This window comes from Chryseobacterium sp. Marseille-Q3244 (assembly GCF_940807095.1).
In the GTDB taxonomy this organism is placed as follows: Bacteria; Bacteroidota; Bacteroidia; order Flavobacteriales; family Weeksellaceae; genus Chryseobacterium.
The window spans coordinates 44050-67530 of the sequence record NZ_CALNWX010000003.1; the positions used below are offsets into that span (position 1 = coordinate 44050).

The window sequence follows — 23481 nt, forward strand, 5'->3', positions numbered from 1 at the left end:
AGTATGATGTAGCGTTAAAAAGTAAGGATTTTGGCATCAATAGAAAATAATCCCTTGAAAATATAGAAATAAAAAAAGCCTTTCTTTCGAAAGGCTTTTACTAATTTATTGTAGTTTGTATTATTTTGAAGCAAGTACTTCTTTATCTGAAGTAGTTTTTCCGTGTACTTCATCTTCTTTTCCTTTCTTAAGGAAGTCATAAGCGATTGCTGATGCAATAAAGATAGATGAGTAAGTACCAAATCCAATACCAATTAACATAGCAAACATAAATCCTCTTAGGTTATCACCACCAAAAATGAAGATCGCAAGGATCACAAGAATCGTAGTAAATGAAGTGTTGAATGTTCTACCCAATGTACTTGAAATAGAGTCATCAAATAATCCAGCTAATGTTAAAGACTTCTTCTCTCTTAGATATTCTCTAATTCTGTCGAAGATAATTACCGTATCATTAATTGAATACCCTAATACTGTAAGGATCGCAGCGATGAAATCCTGGTTGATCTCCATGTTGAACGGCATATATTTATGAAGTAATGAATACGTTCCTAAAATAATTACCGCATCGTGGAATAATGCTGCAACTGCACCTAAAGAGAACTGCCATTTTCTAAATCTGAATAGGATATAGATAAAGATACCTGCCAATGCAGCAACTACTGCAAGAATCCCGTGAGTCTGAATATCATCAGCTACCGTAGGACCTACTTTTTCAGATGAAATGATACCTGCGTGATCTTTGTCTGCAGATTTAAAGTCATTTAAAGTAATATTAGCAGGAAGATCTCCTTTTAATCCTTCATATAACTTCTGTTCAATCGTCTGGTCAGCTTTTAAAGATTCATCTTCGATAAGATAATCGGTAGAGATCTTCAATTGTTTAGCATTTCCAAAAGTCTTAGCTTCTACAGAAGAGTTCTTACCGTCTTCTGTTTTGAACAGTTTTAGTAGTTTTTCTTCAACGTCATTAGCATTAACTTCTTTATCAAATCTTACTACATAATTTCTACCTCCCGTAAAGTCAATACCATATTTAAATCCGTGGGTAAACATAGACACAAGGCTGATTACCGTTAATACTGCAGAAATAATATAAGCGTATTTTCTCTTTCCGATAAAGTCAATCCATGTATTTCTGAATAGGTTCTTCGTAGGAGGAGTCCATACAGAAAGGTGCTTACCTTTGTTCAGTCTACTAAAGATCATTACTCTTGACAATAATACAGAAGTAAATAATGTCATGATAATACCGATCATTAATGTCAATGCGAAACCTTTAATAGGTCCTGTTCCAAAGAAGAACAATACAACAGCAGTCAATAACGTAGTAGAGTGACCGTCAATAATTGCACTTAATGCATGTTTGAAACCATCTTTATAAGCTTCTAAGATGCTCTTACCAGCAAATAATTCTTCTTTTGTTCTTTCGTAGATAATTACGTTCGTGTCTACCGCCATAGCCATCGTTAATACGATACCAGCAATACCAGGAAGCGTAAGAGTAAAGTCTCCGGAATCCATAATTCCGAAAATATAGAAAAGGTTAATAATCATTGCAATTACAGCGTACACTCCTGCACCTCCATAATAGAAAATGATATAAACAATGATGATTAAGAATGCGATGGCAAATGAAATCATCCCTGCGTTGATAGACTCCTGTCCTAATGAAGGACCTACCTGAGTAGCCTGAACTACTTTAGCACCAGCAGGTAATTTACCCGCACCTAAAACGTCTACCAATTCTTTAGCTTCTTCCTGAGAGAAGTTACCAGAGATTTGAGTTCTACCGTTTGGAATAGCGTTTACAACATTTGGAGCAGTATATACTCTGTTATCAAGAGTTACAGCTACTGGTTTTCCAACGTTTTTCTCCGTTAAAGTTTTCCATTCTTTTGCTCCTTTAGAATCCATCTGCATGTCTACTACTACTCTTCCAAGTTCGTCATAGCTAATGCTTGCAGTTTCTACGGCACCGTCTACCGGAGCTTTTTGGTTGATGTTACTTCTGATCGCATAAAGCACTAAGTCATCAGGACTTGTAGCTTCAGGCTTGTAACCCCACATAAACTGTGTATATTTAATGTTGGCAGGACGCGAAGCCATTCCTACTTTGCTGTTCAATATTTTGTTTACAGCAGCAGTATCAGATAATTTTACGTTGGCAACACCATTACTTCTTAATTTGTCAAGCTGTAAAAGGTTCATGAAGTTTACATTCTTTGCAACTCCCATAGAATCTCCTTTCGCAGCAACCATAGTTGTCAATGTTTGGAAATAAGGGGCAACTTCAGGAACTTGTTGTACTTCCCAGAACTGAAGTTTTGCAGAAGTCTGAAGCATTTTCTTCACCTTGTCAATATCCTTCATACCAGGCATTTCTACAGAAATTCTAGCGGTACCAGGTACCCTCTGAACATTTGGCTGGATTGCTCCTAGCTTGTCAATTCTCGTTCTGATTACCTCGAAAGCCGTTCCTACAGAAAGGTCAATTCTTCTCTTCACAATACTTTTCACCTGTTCATCAGTAGTATTATACTTGATTTCAGATAAGTTTGTGTTTCCGAAAAGTTCCGGATCAGCAAGCTTTAGGTTTGTTCCTTTTGCTTTGTTTACTGCATCGAACTGTTCAAAGAAGTTGTCGATGTAAGATTTTGTTGAGTTTTTCTGAGCTTCATCAGTCTTATTTAAAGCGTCAATAAGAACAGGATTTGTAGAATAATTGGTTAAATCATTTACCAAATCTCTTTGGTTGATTTCCAATAGAACATTGATCCCTCCTTTTAAGTCAAGACCCAATTTCATTTCCTTGTCTTTAGCTTTTGAATAATAAAGCTTTGTATACCCAAGATTAAGAGTATCTTCCTTGATTCGTTTGATCTCTTTCTCGTTTCCTTTCGCAGCTTCTATCTGCGATTCAATTTTGCTGGCGTACCAGGTTGGTAATAGCTCGTTTAAGCAAATCAACCCCAGGACAATAGCAACAATTGTAATAAGCCCTTTTCCTTGCATTTTGTTATAACTACGTTAAATTAAGTCGGCAAATATAATGATTTTCTTGTATTTTATGAATTTTTAACAACAGAAATGGTTTATTTTCAGATATATCAGCATTCTGATTTCTATTTAAGATTTAACAATTATTTCAAGGTATCTTAGTGAAGTTTTCAAAATTTAATTGGTATAAAATTTTCATTCATACTTCAATACACTAATTATCACAATATTATGAAAAATTTACTTTTTACCTTAAGTATCTTTTCTTCTTTAATTCTTAATGCTCAAAGCATTAATCTAGAAGAATTTGCCACCGGATTAACCAGCCCGGTAGAGATTACGAATGTCAATGACAGCCGGATATTCGTTGTTCAGCAGAACGGTATGATAAAGATTATCCAACCCAATGGAGCCATTAATCCGACTAACTTTCTGAATATTTCATCAAAAATTCTATATGGAGGGGAAAGAGGACTTTTAGGACTAGCCTTCCATCCACAATACTCAACCAATGGGTATTTTTTTGTGTATTACAATAACACAGCAGGAAATGTTGTAACCGCAAGGTATAAAGTAAGCACCACAGATCCCAATGTAGCAGATCCCAATTCTGAAAAAATCCTACTGAACATTCCCAAACCATTTGCCAACCATAATGGAGGAAGTATTCATTTTGCTCCTGATGGAAAGCTATGGATCATAACAGGAGATGGAGGAAGTAGTGGTGATCCCAATAATAATGCTCAAAACAAAAATTCTCTTCTCGGAAAGATGCTGAGAATAGACGTGGATGCTGCAGATCCGGTTCCATATAATATCCCTTCTGACAATCCTTTTGCAGGAGCAGGAGTTGATGGAGCAGATGAAATTTGGGCATACGGACTTCGAAATGCCTGGAAATTTTCATTTGATCTTTCCACAGGAAATGCTATGATTGCCGATGTAGGCCAGGGAGCCATTGAAGAAATCAACAAAATGCCTATCACACAGGCCGGGATCAATTATGGATGGCGCTGCTATGAAGGAAATAATGCTTATAACACTACAACAGGATGCCCAGCTCAGTCATCAATGACATTTCCTATCGCTGTCTACGATCATTCCGGAGGCAAATGTTCCATCACGGGTGGTTATGTGTACAGAGGAACTCAATATCCTTCACTTCAGGGAAAATATTTCTTTGCAGATTACTGTTCCAATCAAATTGGTATTCTGGGTACTGATAATTCTATCACATGGACAGCTGCCTACAGCGGAAACGGTTTTTCCTCCTTTGGACAAGATTCTCAAAAAGAACTTTATGTAGCAGGAGTGGAGAGCGGGAAAATTTTCAAAATTACAACAGGGACATTAAGTACCAACGAAAACAATCTTTCAAATACCCTAAAAATTTATCCTAATCCAGCCTCCAAAGAAATCTTTATTGATGGAATCAAAGATAAAAATGTGACACTGGAACTTATCAATGCAGAAGGAAGAAAAGTACTGGAAACAGATAAGATCACAAGTGGTAAAGGCATTGATATTTCCGGTTTACCTTCCGGGGTTTACTTTATCAATCTGAAATCAGGGAATTTAAAGTCTTACAGCCAGAAATTAATCATCAAGTAAACAACTGATAAAAATCTATTTGAACTTGCTATTCTAAGCTAAAAATCAAAGCCAATAAAAAGCGATTCAGTTTTGAATCGCTTTTTATTTTATATTGTCATGGAGAAGATTCTCGTTTCCGGTTTATTTCTCATCATTCTGAGGTCAAAAACCATTGCTACGTTTCGGGTGAAAGCCCTGCCCGCTTCTGTAATTTTAATTTCTTTACCTGAAATCTCTACCAATCCATCATTTTCCATTTCCTTCAGCATATCTAATGCATTATCAAGTTCAGGGAAAGAATTGTCTATCGTAAAAGTCGTTTCAAGCTGACACATCAGATTTAAAATATGTCTTCTTACAATCAGATCTTCTTCATTCAGAACGTGTCCTTTCACAACAGGAATTTTACCTTCTTCCACCATCGTTTGATATTCTTCCACCGTCTTCACATTCTGGGCAAAAGCATACCAAGAATCTGAAATAGCAGACATTCCAAGTCCTACCATCAGCTGGGTATTGCTTGAAGTATACCCCATAAAATTTCTGTGAAGTTTTTTATGGATCAGAGATTGGTATAAATCATCATGCTCTAAAGAGAAGTGATCCATTCCTACCTCAATATATCCTAAATCCTGAAGCAGTTTTTTACCATCTTCATATAAACGGCGCTTTTCTTCTCCACTTGGAAGATCATTTTCATCAAAACCTCTCTGCCCTACTCCTTTTACCCATGGAACATGAGCGTAAGAGTAAAATGCGAGTCTATCCGGCTTCAGCTCCATCGTTTTTCTGATGGTATGTTCCATTGCTTCCCAGGTTTGATGTGGAAGCCCAAATACCAAATCGTGACTGATTCCTCTGTAACCAATTTCCTTAGCCCATTCCGTTACGTTTTTCACGTTTTCAAAAGGCTGAATTCTGTTGATCGCTTTCTGTACTTTAGGATCATAATCCTGAACACCGAAGCTCACTCTTCTGAAACCAAGATCATATAAAGTCTGAAGGTGTTCCTTCGTAGTATTATTCGGGTGCCCTTCAAATGAAAATTCCGGATGTTCTGCAATCTCTACAGTAGTAAAGATTCCTTCCAACAATGTTTTTAAATTTTCAGGAGAGAAAAACGTAGGAGTACCACCACCAAGGTGTAATTCTTTTAATTTTGGCTTTTCATTAAAAAGCTCCAGGTAAAGTTTCCATTCCTTTAAAACACTTTCCAGATAGGGAATTTCAACACTATGTTGTTTGGTAATACGCTTATGACATGCACAGAATGTACACAATGCCTCGCAGAAAGGCAAATGAATATAAATAGAAATCCCCTCCTCTGCATTCGTTTCATGAAATGACCTGATTACGCTCTCCTTCCATCCTTCTGGTGAAAATGTAGAATCATCCCAATAAGGAACGGTAGGATAAGAAGTGTAACGGGGTCCGGGGATATTATATTTATCTATTAAAGAGTTCATTTTGAAAAATAAAATTTTATAAGGTGGGGAAAATTAACATTATTAAAATTCCATCCTACAAAATTAACCATTAGTTATGAATTTTTACCTATGAATTATATTAGGTTATAGTTTAGAATGAGTCTAAATACACTATTTGAACCTGTTAGAGAAGTAATGATAAATTCTATTAGTTTCATTTATTTTTTTGATATGAATGATGAATCATTATCCCTAAAAAATAAAACTGAACCTTTTTTATGATTTAATGATAAAAATTTTATTTTATTTTCATTTCCACAATCCTATCCTTCCCCGCAAAAACCACTCTATTTTCGTCAATCCACTGACAGACATACAGTCCTTTTTCCTCAGAAATTTTCTTCCATGTTTTTCCAAAATCTGAAGAATAACTGACATGCTGATCTCCTACTGCAACAATCTCTTTCCCTTTTGAACCTGGCTTAATTTTCACACAAGTCATATAACCTGCATTCTGACCTGAAGCCTGAATCTGCCAGGTTTCTCCGCCATCATGAGTGGTAGCAATATTATTAACATTAGCTTCCTGCTTCGTATAATCTCCACCTACTGCAATTCCAAACTGGTCACCACTGAAATCAATGGAATACATTCCCTGTGATGATTCTCCCTGAATAAAAGGTGTTTTGAAAACTTCCAGTTTTTCATTCTTAAGATTCAATCTTAAGATTCTTGAAGCTTTGCCCCCTGTAGCAATCCATACATATTTTTTTGTAGAAGAAATATTGGTATTACTGGCTGCAAAAGCCGCTTCACCATCATTCAGTTTTAAAGTATTTTTAAACATTCCCCATTTACCCTCTTTATAGACTGCTAATTTTAATAACTGGTCACTGTCTGCATCACTGAAAGCATACGCCAATTTATCATTTACAAAATGCAAAGCATCATAAAATGCTGTTTTTGCAGAGTCTGTAAAAATAATCTGTGATTTCAAATCTTTTTTATCAATCCTGAAGAAATGGCCTGGGCTTACAATATTAATGGCATAGAATGACGTTTTATCTTGTGCAAGAGTTCTGAACTCAAGCTTTTCATCAGAAAGCTTAACTTGTTTTTGATTCTTCGCATCCTTAAGATCTACAAAACCGAATTTGGAGTCTGAACCGCTATACCAAACTTTATGATCATAGAGTTCAAGAGCTCTGATGCTTATTTTATCCGTAAATATTGTTTTAATGCTTTCCACCTGTTGGGAAAACGCTAGCGTTCCTAAGGATAGGAATCCAATGGAAAAAATCTTTTTCATATCTCTATTTATTGGTTATTTACAAAAAAAACCGCCGAAGCGGTTTATATTATAGTTCATCTTTTTGATATTTCTCAGGATTGTTAAGCTTACTGTTTCTTTTACCATAAAGGAAATAAACAATTCCACCTAACAATAACCAACCTCCGGAAAGTTCTTTTGCATGATCACTCAGGTTATAAATAAGATATAGGTTGATAATTACTCCTAATCCTACTACAATTTTATATGCAGGAACTTTGAAAGGTCTGATCAAATTAGGTTCTTTCTTTCTCATTACCCAAACAGCAATACAAACCAATGTAAATGCAAATAAAGTTCCGAAGCTCGTCATATCCGCCAAAGTGGAAATAGGGGTAAATGCTGCAATAAGTGCCACAATAATTCCCAATAAAATAATTCCTTTATAAGGCGTTTTTGTTTTTGGATGAAGTTCACCAAAGAATTTAGGAATCAAACCATCCTTTGACATACCGATAAAGATTCTGGATTGTCCCATCATCATTACCATTACTACAGAAATTAATCCTACAGTAGCAGCAATCGTTACAATATTACTTGCCCAATGTTTTCCTGCAATTTCAAATGCATAGGCTACAGGTGCTTTAATGGCATCCGGATATTTTCCATTCGGGTTAAAATCTGTATAATGCATCATCCCAGTTAATACAAGAGATACACAGATATATAAAACTGTACAGATTAATAATGAAGCGATGATTGCAAACGGTACATCTTTTTTAGGATTGATTGCCTCTCCCGCCTGAGTGGAAACAGCATCGAATCCGATATAGGCAAAGAAAATAGCAGCAGCTCCAGAAATAATTCCCTGGATACCATATGCGGAAACCATATCTCCCTCAGAGTTTTTGATCGTAACCTGATCCGGAATAAAAGGATTCCAGTTTTTCACACCATCCACAGCATTGTAAAGATCGCTATTCGAAAAAATAATATAAGCTCCTGCAATAACTACAAAAATTACAGCTGAAGTTTTCATTAAAACGATCAGGTTGTTAGCTCCGGCAGCTTCTTTAGTACCTTTTACCAATAAGGCTGTAATCAAAAGAACAAGAATAAATGCAGGCAGGTTCATAGAAAAACCGCTTCCTGTATAACTTGCAGGATCCGAGGTAAGATAAGCCGGCAAATGAATATTAAAAATCTTCAAAAATTTGGTAAAATATCCGGACCAACTCACAGAAACGGCCATACTGGCCATGGCATACTCCAGGATGAGACACCATCCCATTGCCCACGCAAAAATTTCGCCTACTGTACCATACGCATAGGCATACGCAGATCCTTCAACAGGAATAATGGAGGCAAACTCCGCATAGCATAATGCTGCAAAAACGCAGGCAATTCCTGCAATGATAAAGGAGATTGCAAGCGCTGGTCCTGCATGATAATAGGCTCCTGTTCCTGTAAGAACAAAGATTCCACCTCCAATGATAGCACCTACTCCTATTGCTGTTAAACTCCATTTTCCAAGGACCTTCTTCAGCTCACTTTTCTTCATATCTGCCTCATAGGCACTTAGTGGTTTCTTAACCCAAATTTTCGACATGTTTTTTTATTTATTAAGGATTTACGAAAATATAAAAAATTTAGGAATCCTCACGTTTATCGTTAAACTTTCATCATTTATTTTACATTAAGTCTTTAAAAACCTGAGCAACATATTATTTAATTCATTTTAAAAAGTCCATATTTTTGTTTATTTTTGATCGCATGAATTTATATGATCTTTTTGTAAAGCCTTATGAAAGCTATGATTCTTTACAGATTATGCTTGAAGCATCAGGTGCTATTTTCGGAACTATGAGCGTATATTTTTCAATTAAGAAAAATATATGGGTATATCCTACAGGCATTATTTCAACCCTGATCTATGTATATATTCTTTTTAACTTCGGGTTATTAGGTGACTGTCTTATCAATGTTTATTATACTGTGATGAGTGTCTATGGCTGGATATTATGGGCTAAAAATTCAGAAGATCATATCCATGTGGATGTTACATGGGCTACAAAAAAGGAATGGTATTACGCATCCATCCTTTTTATCCTGAGCCTGGCATTGGTTACTCTTATTTATTATTATAAACCTTATATTGACAATCATTTTTCAATGAAAGGAACCAATCTCGGATTATATCATTTGGATTGGGCAAATTGGATGGATGTTTTCACCACTTCAATATTTTTAGTAGGAATGTGGTTTATGGCCAAACAACGCATTGAGAACTGGATTTTCTGGATTATTGGAGATCTTATTTGCATCCCTATGATGATTTTTAAGGGGCTTGGCATCACTTCGGTTCAATATTTGGTATTTACTATAATGGCTATCTTAGGATACCTTAATTGGAAAAAAAGTTTTAAAGAAAAAAAAGTACAATAAAGTTATGAAAAATTTATTAAAAATAGCAGTTAGTATCTTTGCAATAAGTACATTAACATCTTGTATGGCATATACAGATGGGTATGGCAGCAATGGCTACGGTGACCCATATTATAACAATGGATATTACTATGCTCCTTCAGGATATTATGGTAGTGGCGGATATTATGGTAATGACGGCTATTATTATAGAAACAATATTAATTACTACTATGATAATGGTGCTCCTTACTATTATGACAATTATAATAACTCCAGAAGAAAAGTATATGTAGAAAGAAGAACTACGGTTACTTCACAAAGACCTAATAATGGTTTCCGTAATAACGGTTCCAATAACGGAAGATACAATAACGGAAACTCCAATAACAATAGTGGATATCGTGGCGGATTCAGAAATCCAAACAGTGGTTATCAGAACAACCAAGGAAATCAAAATAACCAAGGAAATAGGAATAATCAAAGCAGTGGTGGATTCAGAACTCAAAACGGTTTTGAAAACAGAAGTTCAAGTTCCAATTCAAATTCGGGTGGTTTCAGAAATTCAGAAAGTACGGGTAGCACAAGATCAGAATCCTCAAGTGGAGGTTTCAGAAACAACTCAAGCAGCAGCCAAAATACAAATTCAAACTCTAATTCAAACAGACAACAGAACAGTGGCGGCTTTAGATAGATTAATTATAAATAACGATTATAAATAAGGAAACGAACAGTTAACACTGTTCGTTTTTCATTTTAAATATATTAATTTTGTTTCTTCATTTAGACAAAAAACAATATGGAATTTTATAAATATCAGGGAACGGGAAATGACTTTGTAATGGTAGATAACCGTGACCTTCAGTTTCCTAAAGATAAAAAAATTATTGAAAAATTATGTGACAGACGTTTCGGAATAGGTGCCGACGGACTTATCCTTTTGGAAAACGATCCTGATTATGATTTTAAAATGGTATACTATAATTCTGATGGCGGAGAAAGCACAATGTGTGGAAATGGCGGAAGATGTCTTGTCGCTTTTGCTTTTTTCCTTGACGTTTTTGAAGACAAGTGTAAGTTCATGGCGATAGACGGTGAACATGACGCAGAAATTCATAACGGGATCATTAAATTAAAAATGATTGATGTAGACTCCATTTCTTATGACGGAAGTGATGCTGTTTTGAACACAGGCTCTCCTCATTATGTAAAATATGTAGAAAATCTTGCCGATTATGATGTCTATACTCAAGGACATGGGATCAGAAATTCAGAAAATTATAAAGAAAAAGGGATCAATGTCAACTTTGTAGAAAAAATTTCTGATAATGAAATTTTTGTAAGAACCTATGAACGAGGAGTTGAGAACGAAACTTACAGTTGTGGAACAGGAGTTACAGCTTCTGCTTTAACTTTTCTTCAAAAAGACAATCTAACTTCCGTAAAAGTTAAAACGCTGGGCGGAAATCTTAAGGTATATGCTGAAAAAAATAATGATTCTTTCTGTAATATCTGGCTGGAAGGTCCTGCAAAGCAAGTTTTTAAAGGGAAGGTAGAGCTTCTTTAAAATCAAAAAACTTTTAATCAATAATATAGGAATGAAAAAAGCTATTCTCATTATCATTCTGCTCGTTTTTGTAGTAGCAGGATTTTTTGGTTTGAGATTTTATAATAAATATTTTGGAAACAATGTAGAAAAGGAGGGTTATGTTTTGATCCCTCATAAGGCGAACATGAATCAGATCATGGATTCTATTGCTCCCTACATTAAAGACCGTGAATCTTTTGAAACAGTCGCTAAAGATAAAGGTCTTGCTGCCAATTTCAAGGCAGGGCGCTATCACATCCAAAGCGGAAAAGGAAATACGGACCTTGTTAATATGATTAAAGCAGGTAACCAGTCAGCAAACTCATTCAGAATCGGAGATTTTGGAGATATGTACCAAATGATTGGAAAAGTTACCAAAAAAACAGAACTGGACTCCCTTCATTTTGTCAATGATCTTGATGTGGTAGCACAGCAAAAAGGATATAAAAATGTTGAAGATCTAAAGAAGTATTTCTTCATTGATACTTATAATTTTTTCTGGACTGTAAGCCCAAGAGAGTTTTTCTCAAAATTTGAAGACCAGTACAATGAGTTCTGGACCAGTGAAAGGAAAAATAAAGAACAACAATCCGGACTGTCAAGAGAACAGATTTATGCTCTTGCGTCTATTGTATATAAAGAATCAGGAGGAAAGAAAGACGAGATGAAAACTATTGCAGGTTTATATTTAAACCGTTATAGAAAAGGGATGAAACTTCAATCTGATCCTACCGTAATCTATGCGATCAATAAACAGACGAATTTTAAAGAATCAATCAAAAGAGTATTATATAAACACCTGTCTACTCCATCTCCATACAACACTTACGCCAATGCGGGAATTCCTCCAGGGCCAATTTGTGTAGTGGATAAGAATTCAGTAGATGCTGTTTTAAATGCAGAAAACAACAATTATATATTTATGTGTGCAGATCCTGCAAGATTTGGATATCATAAGTTTACAGCAAGTGCGGAAGAACATGCTGTAAATGCAAAAGCTTATCAGGACTGGCTCAATTCAAAAAATATAAAATAAGCTTTTAGCAGACACCATAATTTTATAGATTAAGAAACAATAATTAAATCATAATATATTGAAAATCAAATAAATATTAATTTTCAACATATTAAGGGTTATCCTTTCACGATTTTATACAAAAAAATAACCTATGAAGAATAAGACAGAAATTGTCAATATTTTCACCAGAAAAACACTAGGACTTACTTTAGTACTCTCTGCAGCTGCTATGGCTTTTGCTCAGGAGAAGGCTGATGTTTCAGGAACCATTGTCAATAAGAAAAACCAGCCGGTACCTTATGCCTCTGTAACCTTTAGCAACAAAGCCAACAAATCATTAAGCGATGCAGTATTGACGGATGAAAAGGGACAATATAAACTACAACTTACTCCTGGAAGTTATGATATTGCTGTAGAAGCTATTGATTACAAAAAAAGCAGCATCAACAAAAATATTACCGGAGCCGGAAATATTGGTGCATTATCTATTGAGCCTGAAGCTGCCACTACATTAGATGGAAAGACACAGGAATTGCAAGGTGTTGTTATTACTGCTTCCGCAGCAAAACCTTATAAAGTAGAACTGGATAAAAAAACCTATGATCCTTCTCAGGATATTGTGAGTAAAGGAGGAAGTCTTCAGGACGTTCTTACCAATGTACCATCAGTTACAGTAGATACAGACGGAACTGTTTCTATGAGAGGAAGTTCAAACGTAAAATTCCTAATCAACGGTAAGCCTTCTTCCCTATTGGGTATTGATGATGGAGCAAATGCTTTGCAGAGTATTCCCGCTGACCAAATTGAGAGAATTGAAGTCATTACCAACCCTTCTTCAAAATTTGAAGCAAGTGGAACGTCCGGTATTTTAAATATTATTCTTAAAAAGAGCAAAAAAGTAGGATTTAATGGTAGTGTGGTGGGTAGTCTTGGATACTTTCCGAGAACCTCTCTTAACACTAATCTAAGCTGGAGAAAAAACAACTGGACCTGGTTTGTAAACGGTGGTGGTGGTTATACCGAAAATAAAACCAAAAGTAATTCTGAAACGACTTACCATAATATCACTTTCCCGAAAATAGATCCTATTCCTACTACCCAAGCAGGAATAGATCAAATTCCTACGATCCCTGCTCACCAGCTTCAAAATTCCACCAATAAAACATATAATAAAAACTATAACGTAAGTGCCGGTTTTGTATATGATATTTCTGATAAGACCTCTATTAATTTAACAGGATTGGTGAGAACTTTTGAAGGTGACGGAAATGAACTTGTCAATACTTACGACTCCTTTTATAAATATACAGGAGATACATCAAACCTCTGGAAACCTATGAATACTTACACTTTGAGGGATTCTAAGACGATATTTAACAATCTTGCTTTCCAGGGAGATGTAGGTTTGGATCATAAGTTTGATGATAAAGGTCAGAATTTATCCGTATCATTAAGTTTACAGAGAAACAGAAGCAATAACAATGGTGACATCCAAGAAAGTGTAGACCATGTTCTTTCTGTACAAGATATTACAAGAAGACATTCTGTAAGTAAAACCGTGATAGGAAAAGCAGACTATGAATTACCAATCGGTGAAAATTCCAAACTTGAAGCTGGTTACAGATTGGATATTAATAACAATACCTATGATAATTTTGTAAGCACGACATCTAATAATCCTTTTATTTTAGATTATAATAATAATACGGACTATAAGGAAATGTTCAATGCGTTCTATTTACAATTTAAAAGTAAAATTGGAAGCTTTGCCTACCAGGTAGGATTAAGAGACGAGGTTTCCAATGTTAAGATCAATTATATCAGCCAAAATCCAAACACCCCCCCAATTGATAAAACCAAGAATTACAATAATTTATTTCCAAGTGTATTCTTAAGCTATGATATTGCTAAAAATAATCAGATCTTAGTGAACTATTCGCGCAGGATAGACAGACCAAGATCATTCTTTATGGTTCCTTTCTCAAATTATGTCAATAACCAGAATATTTTTGCGGGAAATATTGATTTAAATCCATCCTATGTAGATTCTTATGAAGTAGGTTATAACCTTACAAAGAAGAAGTTCACCCTGAACCCTACTTTGTATTACAGACATGCCACAGAAGATACGAAAATGTTAGTCTACAGACCGGATGAAAGACAAACGGTATTCTATACAAAACCGGAAAACCTGGGTAATGATGATCGTATAGGTTTGGATCTGAACTTTACCTATGATCCTTTTGCATGGTTCAAAATCATGGGTAGTGCGGATATATTCAGATACAAAACTACAGGAATCACTTCTTACGCTACAATAGATAGAGATGGCTTAGCCCAGACAAGAACATTAGACTTTACAGGTAGTGGCTTCTCTACAAGATTACGTCTTAATACAACCTTCAGACTGGATAAAACGTTAAGTGTACAATTGCAAGGTTTCTACAGAGGAGGACAGAAAACGGTAAACCAGGACAGAAAAGATATGTATGCTCTAAACTTTGGGGCTTCCAAAACGATATGGAAAGGAGACGGAACTATTACTTTCAATATTCAGGATATCTTTAATACAAGAGGTATGGAAGTATTTAATTACACTAGTGACTATACCCGAAGCAGCTTTATGCAATGGCAGCCAAGACAGTTTTCTATCTCTTTAACCTATAGATTCAAACAAGGTGAGAAAATAGAACAACCTAAAAGGAAAAAGGATATTAACTCCAATGAAAATAAAGATGACCAACAAGGTCCAATGTAATACAAAAAGCCCCGAAATTTAAATTTCGGGGCTTTTAATTTTATTTTACTGGTTCTGCTCTTTCTGCTTTTTCTTTTTCAGCTTCGTAGATCCTTTTTCTTAAGTCGCTGGTGGAAAACCTGTGATCTCTTTTGTTATAAAAAATTTCAATTCCCTTTTCTTCACAGTATTGCTTACCTGTAAAATCTCTGTCCATATAATCATCACCAATGATTCTTATGTCGATTACAAAAGATTTTAAGATATCCAGCAAGTCTTCTTCTGTATAGTAAGGGATAATTTCATCTACAGCATTTACTGCTTTTAGTTGAATATAACGTTCAACTATTGTTTGGCTTGGCCTGTTCTTATTGGGTCTGTCATGGGATGGATCAATCTGCAGACCAACAATCAGATAATCACACACTGTTTTTGCTTCTTCAAGCATTTTGATATGCCCAGCATGTAATAAATCAAATGAGGAAAATGTAATACCTATTCTTTGTGTCTTCATATTAATGTTAAAATTAAAATTTCGCTGAAATAAACGTTCTCTTAAATGGATAAAAGACCGGTGATTCAGGGAAGGTGTTTTGTAATTGTTGTTTATAATCGTTTTTAAATTCTTCTTTCAATTCGTTAGGAAGCCTTTCTATATAAGGAAGCATTGCTGTTCCGGAAGCCCAGGTATATACAGCTTCTGCATCTTTAAGAATATGAGGAAATACTTTCTCATATACCGTAATTTCTCTTCCTTTACTTTCAAACAATATCCGGGCGTAGTCTTCAATTGTTAAAACTGTATATTCTCTTTTCCAATCATTATAGGCACTTTTATAGGGTTCTGTATCTGCAACTTTTCTAAGAAGCTGATGTACCACATATTCGTGATTAGAAGGAATCTGCACTGCCAACTGTCCACCTTCCTTGATCTTGCTTATGATTCTTGGAAAAAGCTCTTTATGATTGCTACACCATTGGATGGCAGCATTGGAAATAATCAAATCATAAGTATCTCCCAAATGAAGCTGCTCTTCAATACTTCTTTTTTCAAAGGTCAATCTACTGGTCTTGAAGTGAGCTGCTTTTCCAAGCATTTCTTCAGAAGAATCGATCCCTAAAACCTTTGAGTCTTCCAAATAATCCAAAAGTTTTGAGGTAAGCTCTCCTGTTCCGCATCCTAAATCTATAACGGATATTCCCGTTCTCGATTCTACAAGCTTTAACAGGTCAAAAAAAGGTGCTGAACGTTCTTCTTTAAACTGGTCATATACTTCAGGATTCCAAGCGATAATGATTGTATTTTATAAGTTTAGTTTCTTGAGTTGAGATATTTCTGCCATTCCCAAACTGTCCTTAAAGATTCTTCCAAAGATGTTTCAGATTTCCAGTTAAGCTCTTTTTCTGCTTTAGCAGGATTGGCATAAGCAATCGTAATATCTCCTGCCCTTCTTTCAGAGATCTGATAAGGTACATCTACTCCATTCGCACTTTCAAAAGCTTTTACGATTTCCAAAACAGACGATCCTTTTCCTGTTCCCAAGTTATAAGTATCAATTACGGTTTCATTAGATTGATCTTCCATCAATTTTTTCAGGGCTGCCACATGAGCTTTAGCCAGGTCTACAACATAGATATAATCACGAACAGCTGTTCCGTCTTCTGTTGAATAATCGTCTCCCCAAACATTTAATTTCTCCCGAACTCCCGCAGCGGTCTGCATTACATAAGGAACAAGGTTATTTGGGATTCCTATTGGTAATTCTCCAAGTTTTGCAGATGGATGTGCCCCAATCGGGTTAAAGTACCTTAACAAAGATATTTTACGGTGATAGGCCTTAGCAAAATCAATAAGGATTTCCTCACCCATTTGCTTCGTCTTCCCATAAACGCTTTCAGGCATTTTTAAAGGTGTATTTTCATCAATAGGCATCACATCAGCCTGCCCATATACGGTACATGATGAGCTGAAAATAAAGTTGGAGATTTCTCTTTCTTTAAATTCTTGTAAAATATTAATAAGAGAGAACAGATTATTTTCATAATAATCTACAGGTTTTGCCTGGCTCTCTCCTACAGCTTTAAAAGCTGCAAAATTAATACAACCCTCAATATTATGAGCGTCAAAAACCTGATTAAGAAGTTCTTTACGCTTCAAATCAAAAGGATAAAAAACGGGTTTCTTACCTGTAATTTCCTCAATATTATTTAAAATAAATCTCTCCGAATTAGACAGATCGTCTACAATAACAACATCAAAGTCATTATTAAGAAGTTCCACTACAGTGTGAGAACCAATATATCCAAGTCCTCCGGTAACAAGTATTGCCATTTTTTAATATTCTTTTTTACTCATTATGTGTTCCTATTTCTTCTATTTCGCTTTTTGCGGGATAATGTTTAAAATAATTTATCAGGACTACTGGGCCTACAACAAATAAAACATTTGAAACTATATACAAAAATAAATATGTTTCATGATTTGTCGTTCTTTGATATTTAACATAAAAAATAATTGCATGAAAAATAATCATTAAGAATAAAGAAATATTTAAGTAAGTAAACATTTTTCTTGATTCTTTAAAAATACTCACAAATGTAATAATCAATAAGGGAAAGATTAAAAAGTACAATACATAAATTGGTATTTTAAATGTATTATACTCTTCTCTCAATCCAGCGCCTATTACAAAGATTTTAAACATATTATATGCAAAAAAGATCATCCAGCAAAGGACAAAAATAATTGCAAAAAAATAAGCAAACTTATGCTTTAATATTCTCTCATCATGAAGCATCTCTTATCCCATAAACTCAAGTACAGCATCCGTGATATACTTCAACTGCTCTTCGTCTAATTCAGTATGCATTGGTAGAGAAATTACCTGATCCAAAAGCTTATCTGTATTCACAAAATCAGCAGCATTGCTTTCCTGGAAATATGCTTTTTGCTTTCTTAATGCAACCGGATAATAGATCATTGCAGGAATTTCTTTTTCAGTAAGGAATTTCTGAAGCTCATTACGTTTTCCGTTCAGAATTCTCAATGTATACTGATGAAATACATGAGTAGAACTCTCAGATCGCTGCGGCGTTAAAATATTTTCGTGACCTGCAAATGCCTCATCATAATAATCAGCTGCTTTTCTTCTCGCTTCGTTGTATGAATCCAGGTGTGGTAATTTTTTTCTTAAAACAGCAGCCTGAATACTATCCAGACGAGAATTTACACCCACCTCATCATGATAATATCTTTCGTACATTCCATGGTTTACGATTCCTCTTAAACGGTGTGCCAGTTCATCATTATTGGTGAAGATAGCCCCTCCGTCACCGTAGCATCCAAGATTTTTGGAAGGAAAGAAAGAAGTTGTTCCTACTGTTGCCATTGTCCCGGCATATTTTGATGTTCCGTCAGAGAATGTATATTCTGCACCAATTGCTTGTGCATTATCTTCAATCACATATAAATTGTGCTCTTCAGCAATTTTCAGGATTTCTTCCATATTCGCACACTGTCCGAAGATATGTACAGGAATAATGGCCTTTGTTTTTGGCGTAATTGCCTTTCTCAGAGCCTCTGTTGAAATGGTAAATGTATCATAATCAACATCTACCAAAACTGATTTTAATTTAAGCAGATGAATCACCTCTACAGTTGCTGCAAAGGTAAAATCAGCAGTAATTATTTCGTCTCCCTCCTTCAGATCCAACGCCATAAGAGCAATCTGCAATGCATCAGTTCCATTAGCACATGGAATCACATGTTTTACGTCTAAATAAGACTCCAATTCATTCTGGAAAGACTTCACTTCAGGACCGTTGATAAAAGCTGCGGAATCCATTACATTTAAAACTGCATTGTCTACATCATTCTTTATTTTGTAATACTGACTTTGCAAGTCAACCATCTGAATTTTTTTCATAAATAAATTATTTGTGTAAAAATAAGGATTTTAAAATCCTATCAAAAATTTTATTGATTTTGTTTTTATCTTTATACAAAAATTTATATGAAAAAAATTTTACTCTTTTGTTTCCTAACAGGTTACTCCTATACTTTTGCCCAAACTCAGCTTGTTTTTGTTTATTTTAAAGATAAGCCTAATAAAGCGGCATTTTACGCCAATCCTCTTTCTGAACTTAGCCAAAAATCCCTTAACAGGCGTACAACTTTAGGTCTATCTCTTAATGATCAAGATGCCCCTATAGAACAATCTTACATACAAAATCTTCAAAATCTGGGATTTACCGTTACAGATTATTCGAAATGGCTTAATGGAGCCGCTGTAAATGCTACCACGGCACAAATCACCCTTTTACAAGCACAGCCTTTTGTACTTTCTGTAGAAAGTTTTATCCGAAATGGAGGACCTGTGTTAAAATCAATGGCTGTAAATAAATGGCAAAATACTACAGATACTCAAAAAACACTTACCAATTTTGAATATGGCTCAGGAGAATTGCAGGTTGACCAAGTCAACATAAGACCGCTACATCTTGCTGGCTATACCGGGACCGGAGTCTCTATCGCTGTTATTGATAGCGGATTTCCTACTGTAAATACAGGAAATGCTTTTCTGAGATTACGAAACAATAACAAAATAAAAGGAGGATATGACTTTGTTACTAAATCCAATGACATTTACAATCCATCTCTGAATGCGCATGGCACTGTAGTACTGGGAGCTATAGGTGGTTATCTGGAAAATATATTTGTAGGCTCTGCTCCCGATGCTGATTTCTACCTGTATCGCAGTGAAAATTCTGCTGCTGAAATTCCCGAAGAAGAACTCTACTGGATTGAAGCCGCTGAAGAAGCAGATAGAAAAGGAGTGGAAATTATTACGACCTCACTTGGATATAATGTTTATGACAATCCTCAATACAGCTACACGTATGCTGATATGAACGGGAGCACCTCATTTATTGCAAGAGGAGCAGGAATTGCCGCTGAAAAAGGAATCTTTGTATTGGCTGCAGCAGGAAATTCCGGAGATAAACCCTGGCACTATCTTCTGACCCCGGCAGATAATGCTAAGGTATTTACAATCGGAGCTGTGGATTCTTCAGGAAACACATCTGTATTTTCATCTTTCGGTCCTAATTCTGCTGGGGTTATTAAGCCGGACGGAAGCGCAAGAGGAACAGCTACAGCCACTGTTTTAGGTGATACAACTTATACCAGTACAGGAACTTCTCTTGCCACCCCTATTGCTGCCGGAGGTGTAGCCTGCCTCCTTCAGGCATTTCCCGTTATGAATAGAGATCAGCTCAAAACAAAATTGAGGCAAACCGCTTCTATTTATCCTAATCACACAGATCAAATGGGATACGGCATTCTAAATTTCGGAAGTCTGTATAACAGTGTTCTCAATACCTCTGAAATTGTTAAAAAAGAGAAATTTGCCCTATTCCCAAACCCTGTTAAAAGCATCCTGAATATTGCATCAGAGAATAAAATCAATTCGCTGGAAATTTATGATAACCTGGGAAGATTAATAAGAAAAGCAGACCATCAAAAATCTGTAAAGGTTGATGATTTTGCAAAAGGAGTTTATTATCTGAAAATTCAGACCAATGATAAAGTATATTATGAGAAATTTATAAAGGAATAACTTCTATTTGAACTGATTATAAATTAAAAACGGGCATTGAAGCCCGTTTTTTTTCTTTATATAGATTCTTAAGAATATCCTTTTATTAAGGATAATTTAAGCTGAGTTCCTGCTTGCATTAATGTTTCCGAATAAGGATCTTGTCACTAATTTTTCATAAGCTTCTTTATTTCCCTCTCCTTTCTGAATTTTAATCAGGGCATATTGCTGAATGCTTAGCAATGGTAGAACAATCTTCTCACGGATCTTCACAGATTTTCTGGATAACGGGTCCTCTTCCTGGAGCATTTTGAAACCTGTCAGTTCCAACATGATTTCTTTTGAAAGCTCATATTCACTGAAAAGGATGTTCCAGAAAGCTCCAAATTTGGGATTGTTTTTGATGTAGTAAGTTAACGGGAAGTAAGACTTATTCATACTCATCATTGAGTTCAACACCAAGGTCTTAAAGAAGTCTGAACCTCTATACAATTCTCTTACTTCTTCAAACCTTCCTTGCTCCTTCATCTTCTGCATGGCATAGCCAAAACCAAAAAATCCGGGAACATTCTGCTTCAATTGTGACCATGAACCCACAAATGGGATAGCTCTTAAGTCTTCAAACTTCAGTTCACTTCCGTTTCCTCTCTTCGATGGACGGCTTCCGATATTGGTTTTCCCATAATACTCCAAGGTACTCATCTCCTGAAGATAAGGAACAAACATTGGATGAGCCTTCAGGTCTGAGTATTTCTGATAACTGATATTAGCCAGCTCAATAATCAATGCTCTTTCTTTTTCTGTCAGGTCTTTTTTAGCATTCTTGAATACATCATTTTCAACTCCTGCTGTCAATAACTGTTCAAAATTGTATTGTGCCTGCTCTTTATTTCCAAAAATACTCGTAATGGTCTGTCCTTGAATCGTAAGTTCAATTTTATTGTTAGCAATTGTTTTTCCCTGAGAAGCGTAGAAATCGTGAGTTTTTCCTCCACCTCTTGCCGGAGGCCCGCCTCTACCGTCAAAAAATACTACTTTGATATTATTCTGCTCTGAAAGTTTTGTCAGAACTTCTTTAGCCTTATAAATTTCCCAGTTAGCTTTTAAATATCCACCATCTTTAGTTCCATCAGAGAAGCCCAACATAATTGTCTGTTGATTTCCTCTTCTTTCAAGATGTCTTTTATATACAGGATTCTGATACAGTTCATTCATCACATATTCTGCATTATCAAGCCCTTCCATAGTTTCAAAAAGCGGTACAATATCCATATTGATATCTTCATCCTTATATCTGCAGATCTTAAAGAAGGCATAAACATTCATTACATCTTTCACTGCATCAGAATTAGAAATAATATAACGGTTCATTCCTCTTAATCCGTTGAGATTCTGAATTTCAGAAACCTGAGATACAGTTAATAAGGTGTCTTTTACAATGTCTTCAAAATCATGTGCATTTACAAAATCTGAAGTCTGAATCAATCTGTTGAATTTTTGTTCGTAATCCGCTTCTTCATTTCCATATAATTTTGCAAAAACCTCATCAATAACTTTCTGATGAATTCTACTATCCTGACGGATATCCAACGTCGCGAAATGAGTTCCGAAAATCTTCACACGATCTCTAAAATTTACTAAAAGATCCAAAAACAGAGCATTGTGCTCATTAATTAATATCTTTTCAGCCTCATCGGCTTTCTTTAAAATTGCTTCTGCGGTAATGGTCTTTCCGTTAAAAATGGCCGCATACAACTCCTCACTCAACGCTGTCAAGACTTCAGAAACCCCTCTAAAGCTTAATCTTCTTCTGATAAATTTTAAATGACTGTAATAAGATTTCAGAATTGCTGAGCGAAGTTCTTCTGCTACTCTTTTGGTAACATCTGCTGTCACAAAAGGATTTCCGTCACGATCTCCTCCCGGCCAGAATCCAAGCTGAATAATATCTTCATGCAGATGGAAATGTTCATTTCCAAAAGTCTTTTTAATTTTGGTAAATAGCTCCCCAATGGTATCGTAATATACATATCTCAAATAGGAAATAATACTCAAAGCCTCGTCAATAGGTGTTGGTTTTTCTTTATTCACAAAAGGAGTTTTTCCTAATTGCTGCAAAAGCGTATCAATCTGTGTAACAGAATCACTGGTAATGGCTCCTCTCAAATCCTGAATGATTCTCTGCACTGAACTTGGATAAAACTGAGTTGGATGCGCTGTAAACACCACTTTCACACTGAAATCCTTTAGTTTTTCACGTACTTTTTCAATTTTATGGTCCTGAAAAGAACGTTCAAAAAGATTGGTAACGGTTCCACTATCACTTTCTGAGTGCAGGTTTGGAAATGCAGCATCTTCGATACTATCAAATAAAACTACTTGTCTTTCTATATATTGGATAATCTTAAAAAGCAGTTCAAGTTTCTGCTCTTCGTTCTGTAGATCCGTATGGTTTTTAAAAAATTCTTCAACAATTTCTTCGGGGGTCTTCCCTTCATCATAGCCGGTTTTGCTTTCCTCATAAAGAAAAGGGAGCAACATCCCGATATTCGTCATTTTATCATAGGGCAGGCTCATAAATAATGAATTGTAGATCTGGAATTTGTTCTCCACGATCTGCCTGAATTTTTCTGCGCGTTGGTCGTGTCTCATAATAACAAATGTAAGCGATTTTGGAATTAGTTGAGTTGACAAATGGCAAAAAATAAAAACTTTATTATAAGCTTAAAATTAAAAAATAGTGATGGTAATTACAGTTTATTTAAAACATAGAAAGTAAGTTATTTATAAATCATTCTATCTATATCTTCAATTAAACATTTCGTAA

General features: G+C 35.4%; 16 protein-coding genes. 7 read left to right on the forward strand and 9 right to left on the reverse strand.

The genetic code is table 11. The annotated features are described in order from the left end of the window. Positions 1–120: 120 nt before the first annotated feature. Positions 121–3015, reverse strand: coding sequence for a protein translocase subunit SecD (gene secD / locus NBX25_RS06040; RefSeq protein ID WP_250253105.1), 2895 nt, complete (start codon positions 3013–3015; stop codon positions 121–123). Positions 3016–3231: 216 nt separating this feature from the next. Here secD and NBX25_RS06045 point away from each other — a divergent pair, with 216 nt between their 5' ends. Further along, positions 3232–4611 (forward strand): PQQ-dependent sugar dehydrogenase, encoded by a 1380-nt coding sequence (locus tag NBX25_RS06045; protein ID WP_250253107.1) that lies wholly within the window; start codon positions 3232–3234, stop codon positions 4609–4611. An 89-nt stretch (positions 4612–4700) separates the two neighbouring features. Here the strand turns inward: NBX25_RS06045 and hemN are convergent, their stop codons facing one another. The 3 genes from hemN to NBX25_RS06060 form a co-directional block, all read right to left on the reverse strand. Then, a complete protein-coding gene (gene hemN / locus NBX25_RS06050; protein WP_123908198.1) occupies positions 4701–6059 on the reverse strand; it encodes an oxygen-independent coproporphyrinogen III oxidase in 1359 nt (452 codons plus the stop codon). Between the two features lie 259 nt (positions 6060–6318). Continuing rightward, a complete protein-coding gene (locus NBX25_RS06055) occupies positions 6319–7329 on the reverse strand; it encodes a WD40/YVTN/BNR-like repeat-containing protein (protein WP_250253109.1) in 1011 nt (336 codons plus the stop codon). Positions 7330–7378: 49 nt separating this feature from the next. Next, positions 7379–8899: an amino acid permease gene (locus NBX25_RS06060; protein WP_250253118.1), complete on the reverse strand. Its 1521-nt coding sequence runs from the start codon at positions 8897–8899 to the stop codon at positions 7379–7381. Between the two features lie 164 nt (positions 8900–9063). On the opposite strand from NBX25_RS06060, the gene pnuC reads away from it, so the two are divergent. The 5 genes from pnuC (at position 9064) to NBX25_RS06085 (ending at position 15078) form a co-directional block, all read left to right on the forward strand. Continuing rightward, positions 9064–9735 (forward strand): nicotinamide riboside transporter PnuC, encoded by a 672-nt coding sequence (gene pnuC, locus NBX25_RS06065; protein ID WP_123908201.1) that lies wholly within the window; start codon positions 9064–9066, stop codon positions 9733–9735. Positions 9736–9739: 4 nt separating this feature from the next. Continuing rightward, entirely contained in the window at positions 9740–10408 is a 669-nt protein-coding gene (locus NBX25_RS06070; RefSeq protein WP_123908202.1) for a hypothetical protein, read from the forward strand. Positions 10409–10513: 105 nt separating this feature from the next. Then, a complete protein-coding gene (gene dapF, locus NBX25_RS06075) occupies positions 10514–11281 on the forward strand; it encodes a diaminopimelate epimerase (RefSeq protein ID WP_250253120.1) in 768 nt (255 codons plus the stop codon). A gap of 31 nt (positions 11282–11312) precedes the next feature. Further along, entirely contained in the window at positions 11313–12338 is a 1026-nt protein-coding gene (gene mltG, locus NBX25_RS06080; RefSeq protein WP_250253122.1) for an endolytic transglycosylase MltG, read from the forward strand. 133 nt (positions 12339–12471) lie between these two features. Continuing rightward, a complete protein-coding gene (locus NBX25_RS06085) occupies positions 12472–15078 on the forward strand; it encodes a TonB-dependent receptor domain-containing protein (protein WP_250253124.1) in 2607 nt (868 codons plus the stop codon). A 40-nt stretch (positions 15079–15118) separates the two neighbouring features. On the opposite strand, the gene NBX25_RS06090 is transcribed toward NBX25_RS06085, so the two are convergent. The 4 genes from NBX25_RS06090 to NBX25_RS06105 form a co-directional block, all read right to left on the reverse strand. Next, the gene (locus tag NBX25_RS06090; RefSeq protein ID WP_123908206.1) at positions 15119–15571 is read right to left on the reverse strand and encodes an adenylyltransferase/cytidyltransferase family protein; all 453 of its coding nucleotides are present in this window, start codon (positions 15569–15571) and stop codon (positions 15119–15121) included. Between the two features lie 13 nt (positions 15572–15584). Continuing rightward, complete coding sequence (locus tag NBX25_RS06095) at positions 15585–16355, reverse strand: methyltransferase domain-containing protein (RefSeq protein ID WP_349815569.1); 771 nt, start codon at positions 16353–16355, stop codon at positions 15585–15587. A 14-nt stretch (positions 16356–16369) separates the two neighbouring features. After that, a complete protein-coding gene (galE, locus tag NBX25_RS06100; protein WP_250253127.1) occupies positions 16370–17389 on the reverse strand; it encodes a UDP-glucose 4-epimerase GalE in 1020 nt (339 codons plus the stop codon). A 469-nt stretch (positions 17390–17858) separates the two neighbouring features. Beyond that, positions 17859–18983 (reverse strand): DegT/DnrJ/EryC1/StrS family aminotransferase, encoded by a 1125-nt coding sequence (locus NBX25_RS06105; RefSeq protein WP_123908209.1) that lies wholly within the window; start codon positions 18981–18983, stop codon positions 17859–17861. Positions 18984–19070: 87 nt separating this feature from the next. Here NBX25_RS06105 and NBX25_RS06110 point away from each other — a divergent pair, with 87 nt between their 5' ends. Continuing rightward, positions 19071–20675: a S8 family peptidase gene (locus tag NBX25_RS06110; RefSeq protein ID WP_250253129.1), complete on the forward strand. Its 1605-nt coding sequence runs from the start codon at positions 19071–19073 to the stop codon at positions 20673–20675. A 96-nt stretch (positions 20676–20771) separates the two neighbouring features. Here NBX25_RS06110 and NBX25_RS06115 read toward each other — a convergent pair whose 3' ends face one another. Continuing rightward, positions 20772–23306: a phosphoenolpyruvate carboxylase gene (locus tag NBX25_RS06115; RefSeq protein ID WP_250253131.1), complete on the reverse strand. Its 2535-nt coding sequence runs from the start codon at positions 23304–23306 to the stop codon at positions 20772–20774. Between the last annotated feature and the right edge of the window lie 175 nt (positions 23307–23481).

Bases quoted from the DNA above. Each gene is read 5' to 3' on its own strand.
- secD (WP_250253105.1), bottom strand. From the start codon at position 3,015: ATGCAAGGAAAAGGGCTTATTACAATTGTTGCTATTGTCCTGGGGTTG.
- NBX25_RS06045 (WP_250253107.1), top strand. From the start codon at position 3,232: ATGAAAAATTTACTTTTTACCTTAAGTATCTTTTCTTCTTTAATTCTT.
- hemN (WP_123908198.1), bottom strand. From the start codon at position 6,059: ATGAACTCTTTAATAGATAAATATAATATCCCCGGACCCCGTTACACT.
- NBX25_RS06055 (WP_250253109.1), bottom strand. From the start codon at position 7,329: ATGAAAAAGATTTTTTCCATTGGATTCCTATCCTTAGGAACGCTAGCG.
- NBX25_RS06060 (WP_250253118.1), bottom strand. From the start codon at position 8,899: ATGTCGAAAATTTGGGTTAAGAAACCACTAAGTGCCTATGAGGCAGAT.
- pnuC (WP_123908201.1), top strand. From the start codon at position 9,064: ATGAATTTATATGATCTTTTTGTAAAGCCTTATGAAAGCTATGATTCT.
- NBX25_RS06070 (WP_123908202.1), top strand. From the start codon at position 9,740: ATGAAAAATTTATTAAAAATAGCAGTTAGTATCTTTGCAATAAGTACA.
- dapF (WP_250253120.1), top strand. From the start codon at position 10,514: ATGGAATTTTATAAATATCAGGGAACGGGAAATGACTTTGTAATGGTA.
- mltG (WP_250253122.1), top strand. From the start codon at position 11,313: ATGAAAAAAGCTATTCTCATTATCATTCTGCTCGTTTTTGTAGTAGCA.
- NBX25_RS06085 (WP_250253124.1), top strand. From the start codon at position 12,472: ATGAAGAATAAGACAGAAATTGTCAATATTTTCACCAGAAAAACACTA.
- NBX25_RS06090 (WP_123908206.1), bottom strand. From the start codon at position 15,571: ATGAAGACACAAAGAATAGGTATTACATTTTCCTCATTTGATTTATTA.
- galE (WP_250253127.1), bottom strand. From the start codon at position 17,389: ATGGCAATACTTGTTACCGGAGGACTTGGATATATTGGTTCTCACACT.
- NBX25_RS06105 (WP_123908209.1), bottom strand. From the start codon at position 18,983: ATGAAAAAAATTCAGATGGTTGACTTGCAAAGTCAGTATTACAAAATA.
- NBX25_RS06110 (WP_250253129.1), top strand. From the start codon at position 19,071: ATGAAAAAAATTTTACTCTTTTGTTTCCTAACAGGTTACTCCTATACT.
- NBX25_RS06115 (WP_250253131.1), bottom strand. From the start codon at position 23,306: ATGAGACACGACCAACGCGCAGAAAAATTCAGGCAGATCGTGGAGAAC.